Genomic DNA, 16,652 nt, shown 5'->3' on the forward strand with positions numbered 1-16,652 from the left:
CTTTAGCGCCAAACTAAATCCGCGAGAATCACGAAAGTACATTTATGCTCATGCAATGAAATACTGCAAAGCATATATCATATAGTTCTGATAGAACTTGGTATAAATAAAAACTCCACCTAATTTCACAGAGCTTCCAAATTTTCCACAATCCGTAAGTAGTAGTATATTTAAACACAATGTTTTAAGCTTAACAACAAAAAACAAAAAAGCCTTTTAAATACAATAATTACAGAAACGGTAACTTACAATAAACCATACAAACAATCTCAAACCAACAAAAGAAAACTAACAACACACAAAGAACTAAAAAGCAACAGATTACCACATCGCCCCTCCATTTACACCTCCCCGACAATCCAATAAAGCGATACACAGCCAAAACAATTCATAAAAATCCAACCAGAAAATACTTCTCCCCTCAAAAGCCACAATTCCGAATGTTTAATATTAATAATCATAAAACAAAATAAGTTAATTTAATTCCTAAATATTTGTTTCTAAAAATAAATTAATGAATATTTGAGGGAATAAAATAAGCATAAGTAGCAGAAACAGTTCTTCCGATAGACGGAAATACTTCTTTTCAGTACCCTATTTTAAGAAAAGTACTAAGCTCAATATATAATATATAGAACACCATTATTAACCTTTAATTTTTTAAAATCATGAGAAAGTTTTTTCTGCTTTTGCTACTTTACTTATGTCAGCAAACTTATTCACAAGAAGTGAATGTTGTATCTGTAAAACAATTACCAGGTACAGATGTCGGCAAAGCTTACCATCCCAAGTTCAGCCCTACAGGTGAATACTTACTATTTACCTCCGATAATTATTCCGGGCTTAAAAAGTACGACCTAAAAAACGGCAAAGTAACCGTAGTAACTAAAGCACCCAATGCCGGATATAATGTTCAGATCAGTGCCGATGGAAATAATATTTTCTATCGTGAACAATCACTGAATAAAAGGAATATGAGAGAAACAGCTCTAAAGAAGATAGACCTGACAAATAAAAAAGAAAGTCAGTTAATGTCGTCAACACGTAACTTCCAGCTACATAAAGCCGTCGATGGAAATATTCTATATGTCAAAGGCAATCGGTTGTCATCCAAAAGAGTATACGGAGAAAAGATAAAAACAACTCCGGACGTAGTCAACATCGAGAACCGCCAATTAATATTGTATCATAACGGAGAACGCACAGAACTCTCTCCCAATGGTAAAAACTACAGTTATCTTTGGCCTTCCATATCTCCGGATGGGAAAAAAATACTGTATAAAGTAGCCGGAAAAGGCACATTCATATCCAATATAGACGGTTCCAATCCAATACGTATAGCTAACCTAAATGCACCTGTATGGTTAGGTAATGAATGGATTGTAGGTATGAACGATAATGACAACGGAGAACGTATACTATCTTCAACCATTGAGGTTGCATCCGTAGACGGACAAAAACACAAAACACTTAGTGACCCTTCTATTATCGCAATGTATCCGGCCGTTTCTGCTGATAACTCATCCATCGTTTTCAATACAGACAACGGTGACATTTACCTCATGCAAATTACCATTAAATAGAGATTTTAATTATGAAAACACTGAAATACATAATCATAGTCGGCCTATGCCTACTGTGCGCAGGGCTCAACGCAAAAGATCTTACAGGTGTAAGAATCTATATCAATCCAGGTCATGGAGGTTTTGATGCAGCCAACGACCGGAATGTTGTCACTATTCCTTATGGAGCCAATGATCCAAAAGGCTTCTGGGAATCTTCCAGTAATCTAACGAAAGGATTAGCTCTACGCGATATGCTCGAAGCCCATGGAGCAACCGTTATGATGTCAAGAACCGAGAACAGGGACGAAGACGACCGTAACCTGACTGAAATAGCAGAAGAGGCATCAGCAAATGATATGGACGCTTTCTTATCTATCCATAGCAACGCTGTTGGCGTAAATCAAGGTACCAATTATCTTTTACTGCTATATCGCGGAACAGACGATGAACCAGCCCCCGCACTTAGTAAACCAATGGCACAATCATGCTGGTCCAGAATGTACGACAACCCACTAACCAATTGGACCTACTATAGTGCTACCAATATGAATGTTCGTGGCGACTTTTCATTTTATGGTTATCATCTGGGAGTTTTAAAAAACAACACAGTACCAGGCTTCCTTTCCGAAGGTGAATTCCATGACTATTTGCCCGAAACTCATCGTTTACTTAATGAAGATTACCGTAAATTGGAATCAGCACGTTTCTTTCGCTATTTTTGTGACTATTTCGAAGCAGAACAAGATTCTAAAGGTATTTTGGCCGGACTCATAAAAAGTTCCAACGAACGTATTAACAATCCTCTATATCTCTATAAGGCCGGAACAAACGACCAATGGTTGCCCATAAACAAAGCTCAGGTAGAGTTATTCGATAATAAAGGCAACAGCATAGGTTCTTATCAAACCGATGAATGCTATAATGGATTCTATGCTTTCTTTAATTTGGAACCTGGGAAATACAAAATCAAAATAACAGCAGAAAACTATGAAACTGCCGAAATAGACGCAGAAGTAAAAGCTGGCGAGACAACTTCCCTAATCACACAAATTGAAAACAAAACAGTAATCATAGAAAAAGAGATTCCTGCGGATTATCCGGACCCCAACCAGGAAGCAGGTGCTATAGCAATGCCATTTTATCAAACCCAGGAAACCGCTACAAGTACATTCGAATGGCTTAAAGATAAGAATATCCGCAAAAGCATTTTACACAACAATAAGCTATACGTTCTAACAACAGAGCCACAAATTTATGTAGGAAATCCAGCAACAGGTGAATTAATTAGTGAATTAAAACTCACTGGTATCGAAAGTGGCATCCTGCCAATAAGCGACATCGCATTCTCTGCTGATGGCTACTTAATGGCTTGTAATAAGAATATTGTAAAACTACCAGCCGATGATCAGAAATTCAAAGTATATACTTGGGATGATGACGAATCAGAGCCAAAATTATTCTTTGAAACAACTCAACAGGGGAATTTTTCAGGATCTACTATCGGAGAGACATTTGCCATCAGTGGTCCACGCTGGAAATGTAAAATTTACACTCCGGCAGTTACTACCGGAAGTTCCAGACAAATCCGAATTGTAGGATATCTGATTGACGAAGAAACCCCTAACATCATTGGTTATAAATACATGATGGATGGTAGCTATACCGAGGCACTTTGGGGAGAAGCGATTACATTTACCCCCTCTCCTCTCGGCACCGATCGCTTCATTGTAGACAGCGAAGTATTATTACCTACTGAATTTGGTTTCGACTGGACAATTGCAGATCGTAACCCGCTAATCAGCCATGGAGCAGTAAATGAAAAATTACTATCACCACAAGCCAAAGGTGCTAACTTCTTCCGTTACGCACAACATTCATTTATGATATCTCCCAACTGCGATAACGATTTAACCCATCCATGTGCCATTTTATTCGACATAACAGAAGGCTTGGATAAAGCAATCAAAATATCCGAAGTACTAACCGGTAGTAATTCAAGTGAAAGTACCGAACCTTACATGATGGCAACGGGTACAGTAAACGGATACGACATGAATCTATACCTGCATACCCAAAACACGGGAATAACCCAATTCCAAACAGTTACAACAGATGCTACTGCAAATATTTATGCCTCTGCACTAAAGATGGAAAGCACAGAACAGCAGTATAAGTTCAGCTTCCTGCTCAATGAAGATGCCACCGAAGTAGCCATTGAATTCACCAGTGGAGATAAGGTTTTGAAATCATACAGTGCAGGTGCTTTATCTAAAGGAAACAACCAGGTTTCAATAGCAAAAACAGAAATACCTTTGGGTAAGGATATACATTGGCAAGTGAAAGCAACAGCTAAAAGTGTGGCCCGCCCGATAAAAATGACCGGAGACGAAGAGACACTGAAATTTTACAACGCCTACGGAGTTGCCATAGACAATAACCCTGAAAGCCCCTACTTTGGACGCATATATGTAGCAAGCAGCAAACCGGGCACTTCCGGCAATCGTACCACAGGACAAGGTATTTACATCATGGATCCACAATTCAAAGACATTACCGGTCAGGCCAATAAAGCTTACGACGGCGGTATTGAGTGGAGTACCAGCAACAGTCCATTCCGTTTAGCAGTAGCACCGGACAGCAGAGTGTTCATGTGTGATTTCAGCGATGCCCATTCCGGCATCTACATAATGGATCCTGCCAAACCAGCTGATAATTTCGTCAGCCTATTCGATGGACTGACCAGAGATGCCAATGGCCTTGCCAGTAACTCTTCCAATGAAGCAGTACACGGTTCTTCTTCCTCTTGTTATGTAACTGGCACAGGTGAAAATACAATACTGTATACATTCGACGAAGATTATAAAGTAGATGGCAAAGCCGGAAACATTCTGCAGTACAACATTGGAACAGCGACAAACTGGACAGAAGCTCCAAGCGTTGCCTTCAACAATGCGGCCACAGGCGGATATCAACTGAATATGAACTCTACAATCCTACCGGACGGACGTGGTGGATGGTGGATTTCCCAATACCGGGCAGCAGACGAAGCCAATGTTCCTTCGTTAATCCACTACAATGGTACCACAATAGACTTTGTATCAGGTAAGGTAGATCCTACTGTCATAGAAAATTCCCGGAACGGCGGTATGGCCATCAGCCTCGACGGAACCCGCATTGCCATGGGATGTAACAATGAAATTAAGATATTAGGAATCACTTATAACGAAGAGGGAGTACCTTCCATCAAAAGGCTTCATTCAATCAAACCCGGACTGGGAGCTAACTCCAACAGCCTTGCTTTTGACTGGGCCGGTAATGTATATCTGATTTCCAACTCCGGCGAACGTCTTGGCATGTGGACTCTTCCAAAAGCAGATAACACAGCTATTACACCAGCCCCATCTTCTCAAACAATCTCCAACGAAATCGGAACAGTTACCAATCTCAAAGCAATGGTAACCACCGAAGGCGTATCATTGACATGGGAAGCTCCGGCAGGTTCCGTAGACACTCCCGAATACAACGTATATCGTGGTGAAGAACTACTGGCCACCCTCACAGAGACAAGTTATACGGATGAGAATGTGGTGAGCGGCACATATTCATACAGCGTAACAGCCGTCTTCGGAAACTACGAAACAGCCAAAGCAACTACTTCTATAGTGATAACAGGCATAGAAGAGTCAGCCACAACTGCAACCTCTATTTATCCAAATCCTACCGATGGACCAGTTAATATAGAATCCGAAGAAACCATTCATACCATCCAGGTGTATGACATGAACGGCCGCATTGTTCTGAATATGAATAATCTGAATACGAATAAAGAAACGATTAACCTCTATGAACAGGCAAGTGGAATTTACATAATCAAGGTGAATAACACAATCAATCGAATCATTCGTAAGTAAACCAAGCACGAAACCGGTTATCACGGTTTCTATAGATTAATAGCAACAAGTTGACAAGAGGCTGGGAGAACAAATATTTCGAACAGCCTCCTGTTTGCTTATCAAACAAACTCAAAAACACTCTACAAATTATGGTGACTTATATAAAACGAATTCTCACAACCTCAATACTATCTGCACTATTCGGTTTTCAGGCTTATGCACAACAAGTTTTGAAATATGAATATGACGAAAGTGGTAATCGCCTATCACGGAAAGTTATATTGCTACCTTCCAAACAGGATCAAACCCGTCAGGATAAATCCCGTCAGGAAAGCATCAACGAACTCATAGAAACTTTCTCCATAACAATATATCCTAACCCAACCCACGAAAATTTAACAATTTCAACTCAAAGCGCAAACAATAATCCTCTCACAGAATTAATGCTTTACAACACACAAGGAAAGCTATTATACAAAGACAAAAACAACAATAATACCAATACGATTAACATGTCGATGTATGACAAAGGTATATACCTTCTTATCATCATGATAGAAGGCAACCGAAAAGAATTTAAGGTCATAAAACAATAGGTATCTTACAAAATATAACCCCTCAAATAATCAAACATATATTATGAAAACAATAAAAGCCATCATAGTTATCACAATACTTATCTGTTTATGTAAAACAGTAGTTGCGCAAACCTCTCAGATCACGTACGGACAAGACCATCTAAGTGGCAAATTAGATATATCCGGTGTGGATTACGCCACTTCAAATGTATATACATGGACTTTTGACATTCCTCAGAACCAATCTGTCCAGATCACAAGAGTTAACAATTGCTACATGCCAACAACCACATGTATAGAAATACTCTTAAACAACCAAACTCCGATATTGAGTCAACCGTCTATAGGCGAATTCACTCAAACCGTGACCTCGACCAATGGTAAAGTAACCGTAAAAATGACTTCCCCCGGCTTGGAAACAGAAAAAGAAACAGTAGCAACAATAAAGTTTGCACAGATCACTACAAGCAACAGTTCAACCGTTGTCTATGAAGGAGATGTCCAACTAAACGCCGGTACGCTACGGGCATATGGACAAGAAAAATACCTGGGCTCTAAAGTTGCAGCCGTATTAGGAAAAGACTACGCAAGCTATACCTGCTTCGGAGCCATTAACGGAGGCCGTATCAGAGGCAGTAATGAAGGATACCTGATTATAGAAGGAAACCCCAATGGATATGGGGATAAAACTCTTTACCTGAACACATATACTTCCAATGCAAACATATTGATGACAAGTCCCGGAGGAAAAGTCGGTATCGGCATATCCAAACCTGCGGAAAAGCTTCATATAGGAGGCGCAATTCGTGGAAACGGGACCGGAGGTGCCTTAAAAATAAAAACAGAATTCGGACAAGTGGAAGTGGGTGCCCAAAACAACACAGGAATACATTTTACGACAACTTTACCCAAGTTTATCTTTAATCAAAACATGGATATAAAGGGAGTTCTCCGGGCAGCAGAAATAAAAGTGGAAAGTATTGACAAATTCGCCGACTTTGTTTTTGAGAAAGACTATCAATTGCCCTCTCTGAAAGAGACCAGCGAATTTATCAAAGCCAACGGACATCTACCGGGAATACCATCGGCTATTGAGGTAAAAGAAAACGGTATGAACCTGGTGGAAATGCAAGTAAAGCTACTTCAGAAAATAGAAGAATTAACCTTGCATGTTATCGAACTACAAAACGTTGTCGAGCAACAAAACAGTAAAATCCAACAGTTGGAAAACACTCAAAAGTAAATATCATGAAAAAAATACAGGTCCTCTTACTATTAATCATGACCTGCCTGGGCAAGCCCAACCCGCTTTCAGCCCAAGCAAAAGAGTATACACTGCAGGACAACTATTCCGGCACTAACCTGGAATACATAGCCAGAGATTATATATCCCTGTTACCCGGCTTCTCTTATACGCCCTCCGACGGCAATACTTTCCATGCACAAATAGATCCTGCATTATTGTTTCCACCAACCGACAATACCATCGATCCCACTTCGGGAGGTATGGTTGGCAGCATCCCCGGGGAGTTCAGAGTCAATCCGATAGGAGCAGCCACTTATACCCTTCCTATTGACTGCCCGGAAGGAATCAATAACGTACAGCCAAAGATCTCATTAGTTTATGACAGCAATGGAGGAAACGGATATTTGGGTTGGGGATGGAGTTTATCAGCTTCATCAGCAATTACACGTACCGGGAGTACATTGCATCATGACGGAGAAATATCGGAAATAAAACTGGACAGCACCGACAACTATATACTTGACGGACAGAGGTTATTCTTACTATCCGGTACTCCGGAAAACCCCAACAAGGAATTTAAAACAGAGATAGAGAATTATAGCCAGATAAAAACGAAAGTAAATCCTCAAATGTATTTTGAGGTTATCACCAAAGAGGGAACAAAGTTGGAATATGGTTCTACAGATGATTCCCGAATGGATGCACTTGATCAAAATCGCAAGCTGGCCTGGCTTTTAAAACGGGCAACAGACCGCAATGGGAACTATATTTTATACAATTATGACAAATTTCCCGAAGAACTGACAGGAGAAGTACGTCTACACTCCATCCAGTATACCGGAAATGTATCCGCCAACAAAGCACCTTCCTACACTGTAGAATTTCAATATGGCGAACGGCCCGATAATCAATACTTATACATCGGAGGCTCCAGAACATGTATTTCCAGAGTACTGAGTAAAATAGTTATAAAGAAAGGAGAGAAAATAATACGGTGGTATGACCTGCGATACAATTGGGATCCGATCAATACCCGCCTGACGTCTGTACAAGTATATAACGGAAGTTATGAAAAAATGAATGCTACTTCCATCGAATGGGGAACGGCAGACAACACAATTAAAACAGATGTTTTCCAGCCGGAAGGTTTATACAGAAAAGAACAACAACCTTTTTGGTATGCAGATTTCAATGGAGACGGACGGATGGACTTTGCAACTTTCGTGCGTGGAGATCCACAAAGTCAAATCGTATTCTACGTTGCCGACAATTCGGCCAATGGATTCAGTAAATGGCGTGCCATGGGCCTTCTTCTTTTTCCGGATGAAACAAGCAGTGTTTACAATGACTTCTACACTATTATACCCGGAGACTTCAATGGAGACGGACTGACCGATTTTGTATTGGTCACTCGCAAAAAGAACTTCGATAGCAACATCGTCTATAACCATCAATTATATATTAACCAAGGCAAGCAGCCCGGTGCATTCTTCACAGTAGGAAGGTATATAGAGCAACCTACCGTAGGACTGGCCGGTGACTTTGACGGCGACAGAAAACTGGAGTTAGTTTTTGAAAACACCTCTCAGACTTACAGGCTAAGTGATTCTTCCATCAACAATTTAGTAGCAGGCCAGGACATCGTATGGGGCAACAAGGCCCATACAGCAGACTTCCCGAATAATAAATATATGCTGGATTTTAACGGAGATGGGAAAACCGATATAATGGTGCTGGATAGAAACGGATTCCGGATATACACCCTGAATAAAGTGAACGATAAATACAGATACCAATTATTATTTAGTGGTGATTATCCTACGTATAACACGGGAATTTATTTTTCAGACTTCAATGGTGATGGTAAAACAGACCTTATCACTCAGAAGATTGCTTATGATGAAACCGACAATGAAACTGCCATACATCTATCCACTGGTAAAGAATTCGCAAAAAGACTTCTCCCTGAACTGAAACAACATTTGACCAAACTATACCCCGGAGATTACAACGGAGATCATAGAGTGGACATTGCCTATTTCACTGCATCAACAAAATTGACAATCGGATATTTTACCGGGCTCAAATTCAATTGGAATAACTTCACTCTCTTATCCGGTGTTGAGCCAATGAATAATAACATTAATGCCGATTTCAATGGGGATGGAAAAGACGAAATTATTTATAATGCATTCTCCAACACTAATGGCAATGCCATGTATTCGTTCAGCTTGGGAAAGAATTGTGAAGAGCTCTATGTCAATAAAATAAAAGACGGCATGGGAAAAACAATTTCCATTGACTACGCATACACATACGATCCATCCGTCTATCTCGCCTCGCAATTCTACCTGAAAAACTATCCTCTCATTGGTTTAAACGACAAATTGAAGGTAGTAAAGAGTTACGCTGTCGGTGACGGTACTACTATGTTTACGACCGAAATGAAATATCAAAACGGACGTATGCATCTGCATGGCAAAGGATTTCTGGGTTTTGAAAAAGTTACCGCCAAAGATATTGTATCTGATATTCAAAATACCACCACCTATGGATACGACACTCAATACTACAATGTGTTCGTGGAGAAACAAGAAAGTGAGACTTCCGGCAACCAGCTCATTTCCTCCCATGTATTCACCAACAAAAGAGAAGGTCTGGGAAAGAGGTACTTCCCCTATATAGAGGAAGAAACGAAAACCGATCATCTGAGCGGGTTAACCACAACGACACATAACGATTCGTATATTGAAGGAAACCCCGGTAAAGTGACTATTACCACCGGAGATATCAGGCAAGAGAATATTTATGAATATACCAATGTCGGCTCTCCCTATCAGAACAAAATAAAAAGTGTAATTACCAACAAATATTTGGGTAGTGACATCTATTCTCAAAAACGAACATACGAGTATGACGAAAAGGGGAATCTGAAAAAAGAAATTCTGAATGACAATATCCCCACAGAGAAAGTCACAACGGAATATAGTGATATTGATCCATACGGACGTTACAAAACAAAATCCATAACGGCTTACGATGGAAAAGGATCTTTTGTAACCCGTTCCATCCAACGGACATTTACCCCTTCCGGTGATTTCATCGCTTCATCGAGCAATGTTCTGAATGAAGTAACCACTTATGATTGGGATGAAACCACCGGACTCCTGCAGAGGGAAACAAATCCGCAAGGACTCATCACCAGTTATCAATACGACAATTGGGGTACGCTCAAGGAGACCTGTTATCCGGACGGAAAACGTAATACTGAAAGCAGACAATGGGCAAATGAAAGCAACGAATTCAATGCCAGATACTATACTTACAAAGAGACATCGGGCTCGTCGCCCACATGGACCTGGTACGACTCTTTGGGAAGAGCAATTGTTACCCAAAGCTATGGTTTGAACAACCAGTTGATATCCGTTTTCACCCAATACGACTCCCAAGGCCGGGTCTGGAGAATTTCAGAGCCAACATTCAACAATACCCCGGATACCTGGGCAGAAACACGTATTTATGACCCGTTTGGCAGACCAAGTACGATAACCACCCTGATGGGTAAAACCACCTATGCATACAACGGATTGTCAACAACCATAGTATCCCCCAATGAAACCCAAACCACCGTATTAAACACTTCCGGTCTGACAGAGAGCGTTAACACGAACGGGAAATCGGTATCATATACCTATTACGCCTCCGGATTGACAAAAACTGCAACACCGCAGGGAGGACAATCCATCACGATACAATATGACCGTCAGGGTAATCAAACCAAACTGATCGATCCGGATGCAGGTACAATACGCTCGGAATATAATGGGTTCGGAGAGTTGATCACTACCGTACAAAAAATACATGCCGACCAGGATAGCATCCGTACCGAACATCATTACGACAACAACGGACTGCTGACCCAAATAGACCGTAACGGAGAAATCACCGGTTATACATATGACACCAATGTCAAGAGCCGGATCAAGTCGATATCCATTGCAGGCCGGCACAACCAGACCTTCACGTATGACAAACTCGGCAGGATTATCGGAACAACCGACAACATACAGCAGAAAATATTCAAAACTGCCTTTGAATACGACTCTTTCGGACGAATCAAGAAAGGAACGTATCCTTCCGGTTACTACATTCTCAATCAATATGATAAATATGGTAATCTGACAAACGTTGCAGACCGCTATAACCGCAACATCTGGCAAGCCGTTGACGAAAATGCCAAAGGACAGATACTCCATGAAAATAAAGGTGGAAAAATTACCACTTACGAATATGACGACCGGGGATTCCCCACTGCCATTATGGCCAAAAACGTCATAGACATGTCCTATTCCTTCAATGCCAAAGGTAATCTTGAATACCGTACTGATCGCCTGACCAATCAAAAAGAGGTATTCGCTTATGACGGCATGAACCGTCTGACCAATTGGGATTTATACAAGAGTGACGCCTTGGTGAAGCAAAACAACCTGCAATTCAATGATGCAGGAAACATTGCATCCAAAAGTGACCTTGGCAGCTTGTACATGAACTATGGTGAAGACGGTAAAGGTCCACACGCGCTCACCTCCATTAGCGGAGTTCCCAGAAATTTCCCGGCTGACGATTTGAATGTAACCTACACGGATTTTAAGAAAATCAATACCCTTGCAGAAGGTGACAAGCTATATACTGTCAGTTATGGCGTAGACGACCAGAGATGTAAAACAACATATACTCAAAATGGTATTCTACAACACACCCGCTACTATCTGGGGAATTATGAGGAAGAAATAAATCCCATCCATAATACAACCCAAAAGATACATTATCTGCCCGGAAATTCTATCTTAATCATCGACAGTGAAGGCAAAGAGACACTGTACTATGGTTATGCCGATTATCAGGGTTCTCTGGTGGCATTAGCCACTCCAACGAGTGTGGTCAGGAATGGTAAGTTTGCTTACGATCCCTGGGGAAGAAGACGCAACCCTGACAACTGGGCAGAAAATGACAATCGTACCACATGGCTTGTTAACAGAGGCTATACCGGACATGAACATTTAGATGCGTTCGGAATCATCAACATGAACGGACGGGTTTATGATCCACTCACCGCTTCATTCTTTTCTCCGGATCCCTACGTACAGGCACCGGACAACTGGATGAGTTTCAACCGGTATTCGTATTGTCTCAACAACCCGCTGATATATACCGACCCGAATGGAGAGTTTTGGTGGTATGTTGTGGCAGGCATTATCGGAGGAACCATCAACGTAGTCACCCACTGGGATGAAGTATCATCCGGCGGTTTTCTGACCGGACTTGGTTATTTTGGCGTCGGAGCCCTCTCCAGCGTTGCAGGTTGTGCAGTAGGCACAGCCGTAGCAGGAATAGTAGGAACTACCGGAATATTAGGTGGCGCTACCGTAGGATTTTTTAGTGGATTTGCTTCCGGTTTCGTTGCAGGCGGAGGAAACGCCCTGATGGCTGGTGACAGCTTTATGGAAGGGGCATTTAATGGTGCAGCAGCCGGTTCTTTTTCCGGTCTTTTATCAGGGGGCATCTTTGGAGGATGGAGTGCTTATTCCCAAGGGAAAAATGTTTGGACCGGAGAAGATATCCTCAAGGGGTATAATCCATTCTCTCCGGAGAACAGTTCACTTAGCAAAACCGGTAATAGCCAATATAGCACGATCGAACATCCGGACGCTATCAAGTATGATCTTTCTGATTTACCACCATTAGACGAACCCATCAAGAATCAACCGATGACCCCTTATGAAAAAGGAAAGCAGGGGGTAAAATGGGCAATAGAGGAATTTAAAGCAGATGGTGGAACTCTTCTTAAAGAAGAAGTTACTATTGAATTAGATGGAGTCCGAAATAGATTTGATTTTGTTGGTAAAAAGGACAATATATTTTATCTTTATGAAGTTAAAAATGGTCCAACAGCCAGATTTACTCCTAATCAAGCAATTAATATACCTAAAATGCAAGTACCAAATCCACCACCGTTTATACCAATAGGCGGCAATGCAGCAAAAATAAAGGATTTTACTGTTGGACAGCCATTTACCGGTAAGTATTTAGTTGTTTATAGACATTATTTTAAATTTAAATAGCATATGAAAGAATTAAAAAAACAAATCATGGAACTTTTGCAGCAGAAGTTATCTGTATACGGATTTAAGAAGAAACAGCAAGATCTTCTCATCCGTACCGTAAAAGAAGGTAATGTGGTTCAAATGATAATACTTGGATTTGCACATCGAGAAAGACACAGAATATTTATTTCAATTTCAGTTGGTGTCATTTATAAGAATATAAACAATGAGGCTATAAAGTTTGGCGAAGCGAACCGTTTAAAATATTATAACCCAATGGAATGTGTACAAGTTGGCGACCTAATATCTCCAAAAGATTATTTTGGTTGGTATTTTATGTTAAATGATGACCCAACATCTATAGAAAACAACGTTAACAACATAGTATCTACTATTATTCAATATGGATTTCCATATCTTGAAATGTTATCAAATGAAGATAATCTTATCAATGAGATTGATAAAACTTCAGCTGCCACCTACAAAGGTCGTATTATCCCAATAATATATCATATGCGTAATGAAAAAGAGCGTGCATTGCAATACATTGAAAAATCAATCAAAGAGATATCTAAAGGATTCACTAAAGAAGATTATGAACTTGCTAAAAAATTAGCTGGAGAAGATGGGTACTTTATAATGGTTGAAAACAACGCTTTAAAATATTACATGGAGTTTGTGGAGAACTTCAAAAGAATATTGAATGAGGAGAATGCGGATTAAAGCGAAAGAAGGAACAATGGGAATATCCTCAAGCTTAAATTCTCATTGTTCCTTTCAATATTCTATAAATCTATTTTAATGTTTTATAATGAATACTACACGCCCAAATCACTTATTATAAATCAGAAATCATAAAACGTATATAAAACAATTAAGTATACAATGATAAAATACATAAAGAACGGTAATATATTTACCATAGATGGTACTAATAGTTATGCGCATGGTTGCAATTGTGCCGGAGCAATGGGAAAAGGCATTGCATTACAATTCAGATCTAAATATCCTGATATGTACAAACAGTATAAAAAGTTGTGTATAGATGGGCAATTCATTTTAGGAGATGTATTTGAATATAGATCCGGGAATGAACGTATTTATAATTTAGGAACTCAAAAAACATGGAGAACGCATGCTGATTTAGTAGCTATAAAAAAAGCTATTGGTAAAATGCTAATATTAGCATCTCAAAGCAATGTAAAATCAATTGCCCTTCCAAAAATTGGAGCAGGCTTAGGAGGGTTAAACTGGGATGACGTAAAATCTACTATTGAAGAAGTAGCAGCAAGCTTTCCTGATATCGAGCTCATCATTGTAGAAAACTACAGCGAATAAAGAGATCTGATGTGCAAAAGCAATGGAAATACCTTTCGATATTTCATAGAATCTATTTTACTGTTTTTATTAACTAATACTACTATAAGCAGATTACAGATTGGAAATAAAGTAAATAAATAACATATGAAAGAATTAAAAAAACAAATCATGGAACTTTTGCAGCAGAAGTTATCTGTATACGGATTTAAAAAGAAACAGCAAGATCTTCTCATCCGTACCGTAAAAGAAGGTAATGTGGTTCAAATGATAATACTTGGATTTGCACATCGAGAAAGGCACAGAATATCTGTTACTATTTCCGTTGGTGTCATTTATAAGAATATAAACGATGAGGGTATAAAATTTGGTGAAGCGAATCATTTGATATATTACAATCCAATGGAGTGTATACACATTGGTTATTTAATGCCCCAAAAAGGTTACCATGCTTGGTATTTCGAGTTAAATGGTGATCCACAAGCCATAGAAGATAATATTAGAGATGTGGCATCTACTATCATCCAGTACGGTTTTCCATATCTTGAAATGTTATCAAATGAAGATAATCTTATCAATGAGATTGATAAAACTTCAACCACCAACTACAAAGGTCGTATTATCCCAATAATATATCATATGCGTAATGAAAAAGAGCGTGCATTGCAATATATTGAAGAATCAATCAAAAAGATATCTAAAGGATTCACTAAAGAAGATTATGAGAGTGCTAAAAGATTAGCAGGAGAAGGTGGGTACTTTATAATGGTTGAAAACAATGCACTAAAATATTACATAGAGTTTGTGGAAAACTTCAAAAGAATATTGAATGAGGAGAATGCGAGTTCAGTTTCCAAAGAGAATTATCCCATCGATTAAACAAAATGAAAATCAGATATTAAAGTCTTTCAAGTTTCATATTAATCATTAAAATTATGGAGGATATCATTTTTTACGATTCTAACAGAGTTCCTGTCATGAGTTGGCATGAAATCAAACGAGAAAATAAAAATATATTTTTTAAGATTGAGATAAAAAGAACCATTTTTGCAAGTAAAAGTGAAGGATATATCAATGACACCGTATTATTGTCACTTATAAATAATCTGGATAATATGTACACCGGTAATAAAAATATTATTGAACTTATCCTGCCATCTCCCTCTCTACAAATAAAACTGACCAAAGAAATTTCCGGTATTATTAATGTAAGATTGTTCATTATCAATCCTGAGCATACTGCAACAATGGAGATTGCATACACGTTTGATCAATCTTTTCTTCCAGAGTTAATAGATCAATTATCCAAGAAGTACTACATATGAAAAATAATGAATTAGAAATCATCTTTAAAGATAACCAAGGAAATAATACTATGCTATGGAATAACTTCATAAAAAATGATGAAGAACATTTTGACTTTGATTTTAAGTTGAAACTTTCCGTTTTTTCTGTAAAGACAAGACTCAATGCAACCATTCAAGATATTATTTTGTTTAAAGACTCTTTAAAAGATATATGTCATTCAAAAAAAGGAAAGAGTTGTTTCTCCCCATTAGGGGAGTTCATTAAATTAGATATTGTATTTATAAAGAATAACACTTTAAACATAAATGGATATATAGCAGACAGATCAATCCCTCAAAGCAATTTCAGTTTTTCATACATCCTTAATGATAAGGATTTAATTGATTGGATTAATGAGCTTAACAAAGTAATCTACGATCATTTTTTATTAAAATGAAAAGTGAATATAGTCAGATAGTTTATATGAAAGAATTAAATATGGTTTTCCATATTTTGAAACAACCTCTAAAGAAAGCAATCTTATCGATGAAATAAAACGATATGGTGACGATGGCCGCCTTATTCCAATAATATATTATATACATAACGAAAAGGCGAAAGCATTAGAACATATAGAAAAGCATATTAAGAAAAAGTCCGAA

Annotated in this window: 10 protein-coding genes; all 10 read left to right on the forward strand. The window is 38.9% G+C overall.

Features of this window, described 5'->3' with window-relative positions:
* Positions 1 to 668: 668 nt before the first annotated feature.
* The 10 genes from QX565_RS14990 to QX565_RS15035 all read left to right on the forward strand — a co-directional run bounded on the left by QX565_RS14990 (position 669) and on the right by QX565_RS15035 (position 16,447).
* Positions 669 to 1,583 carry a TolB family protein gene (locus QX565_RS14990; protein WP_281962478.1) on the forward strand — a complete coding sequence of 305 codons (915 nt, stop codon included), beginning with the start codon at positions 669 to 671 and terminating at the stop codon, positions 1,581 to 1,583.
* An 11-nt stretch (positions 1,584 to 1,594) separates the two neighbouring features.
* Positions 1,595 to 5,476, forward strand: coding sequence for a T9SS type A sorting domain-containing protein (locus QX565_RS14995; RefSeq protein ID WP_289293313.1), 3,882 nt, complete (start codon positions 1,595 to 1,597; stop codon positions 5,474 to 5,476).
* 131 nt (positions 5,477 to 5,607) lie between these two features.
* Positions 5,608 to 6,054 carry a T9SS type A sorting domain-containing protein gene (locus QX565_RS15000; protein WP_289293314.1) on the forward strand — a complete coding sequence of 149 codons (447 nt, stop codon included), beginning with the start codon at positions 5,608 to 5,610 and terminating at the stop codon, positions 6,052 to 6,054.
* A 43-nt stretch (positions 6,055 to 6,097) separates the two neighbouring features.
* Positions 6,098 to 7,279 (forward strand): hypothetical protein, encoded by a 1,182-nt coding sequence (locus QX565_RS15005; RefSeq protein WP_195349734.1) that lies wholly within the window; start codon positions 6,098 to 6,100, stop codon positions 7,277 to 7,279.
* Positions 7,280 to 7,284: 5 nt separating this feature from the next.
* Complete coding sequence (locus tag QX565_RS15010; RefSeq protein WP_289293315.1) at positions 7,285 to 13,404, forward strand: FG-GAP-like repeat-containing protein; 6,120 nt, start codon at positions 7,285 to 7,287, stop codon at positions 13,402 to 13,404.
* A gap of 3 nt (positions 13,405 to 13,407) precedes the next feature.
* A complete protein-coding gene (locus QX565_RS15015; RefSeq protein WP_289293316.1) occupies positions 13,408 to 14,109 on the forward strand; it encodes a hypothetical protein in 702 nt (233 codons plus the stop codon).
* A gap of 162 nt (positions 14,110 to 14,271) precedes the next feature.
* Positions 14,272 to 14,724, forward strand: a complete 453-nt coding sequence (locus tag QX565_RS15020; protein WP_122201054.1) for a macro domain-containing protein — start codon at positions 14,272 to 14,274, stop codon at positions 14,722 to 14,724.
* Between the two features lie 126 nt (positions 14,725 to 14,850).
* Complete coding sequence (locus QX565_RS15025; protein ID WP_289293317.1) at positions 14,851 to 15,582, forward strand: hypothetical protein; 732 nt, start codon at positions 14,851 to 14,853, stop codon at positions 15,580 to 15,582.
* A gap of 56 nt (positions 15,583 to 15,638) precedes the next feature.
* A complete protein-coding gene (locus QX565_RS15030) occupies positions 15,639 to 16,028 on the forward strand; it encodes a hypothetical protein (protein WP_002558910.1) in 390 nt (129 codons plus the stop codon).
* Positions 16,025 to 16,447, forward strand: a complete 423-nt coding sequence (locus tag QX565_RS15035) for a hypothetical protein (protein ID WP_122201058.1) — start codon at positions 16,025 to 16,027, stop codon at positions 16,445 to 16,447. The genes QX565_RS15030 and QX565_RS15035 overlap by 4 nt, the downstream gene beginning before the upstream one ends.
* The last annotated feature ends 205 nt before the right edge of the window (positions 16,448 to 16,652 follow it).

It is taken from the genome of Bacteroides sp. 41_26, from assembly GCF_949740115.1.
Taxonomy (GTDB): Bacteria; Bacteroidota; Bacteroidia; order Bacteroidales; family Bacteroidaceae; genus Bacteroides; species Bacteroides nordii.

Coding starts and splice junctions, on each gene's coding strand:
- QX565_RS14990 (WP_281962478.1), top strand. CDS start 669: ATGAGAAAGTTTTTTCTGCTTTTGCTACTTTACTTATGTCAGCAAACT.
- QX565_RS14995 (WP_289293313.1), top strand. CDS start 1,595: ATGAAAACACTGAAATACATAATCATAGTCGGCCTATGCCTACTGTGC.
- QX565_RS15000 (WP_289293314.1), top strand. CDS start 5,608: ATGGTGACTTATATAAAACGAATTCTCACAACCTCAATACTATCTGCA.
- QX565_RS15005 (WP_195349734.1), top strand. CDS start 6,098: ATGAAAACAATAAAAGCCATCATAGTTATCACAATACTTATCTGTTTA.
- QX565_RS15010 (WP_289293315.1), top strand. CDS start 7,285: ATGAAAAAAATACAGGTCCTCTTACTATTAATCATGACCTGCCTGGGC.
- QX565_RS15015 (WP_289293316.1), top strand. CDS start 13,408: ATGAAAGAATTAAAAAAACAAATCATGGAACTTTTGCAGCAGAAGTTA.
- QX565_RS15020 (WP_122201054.1), top strand. CDS start 14,272: ATGATAAAATACATAAAGAACGGTAATATATTTACCATAGATGGTACT.
- QX565_RS15025 (WP_289293317.1), top strand. CDS start 14,851: ATGAAAGAATTAAAAAAACAAATCATGGAACTTTTGCAGCAGAAGTTA.
- QX565_RS15030 (WP_002558910.1), top strand. CDS start 15,639: ATGGAGGATATCATTTTTTACGATTCTAACAGAGTTCCTGTCATGAGT.
- QX565_RS15035 (WP_122201058.1), top strand. CDS start 16,025: ATGAAAAATAATGAATTAGAAATCATCTTTAAAGATAACCAAGGAAAT.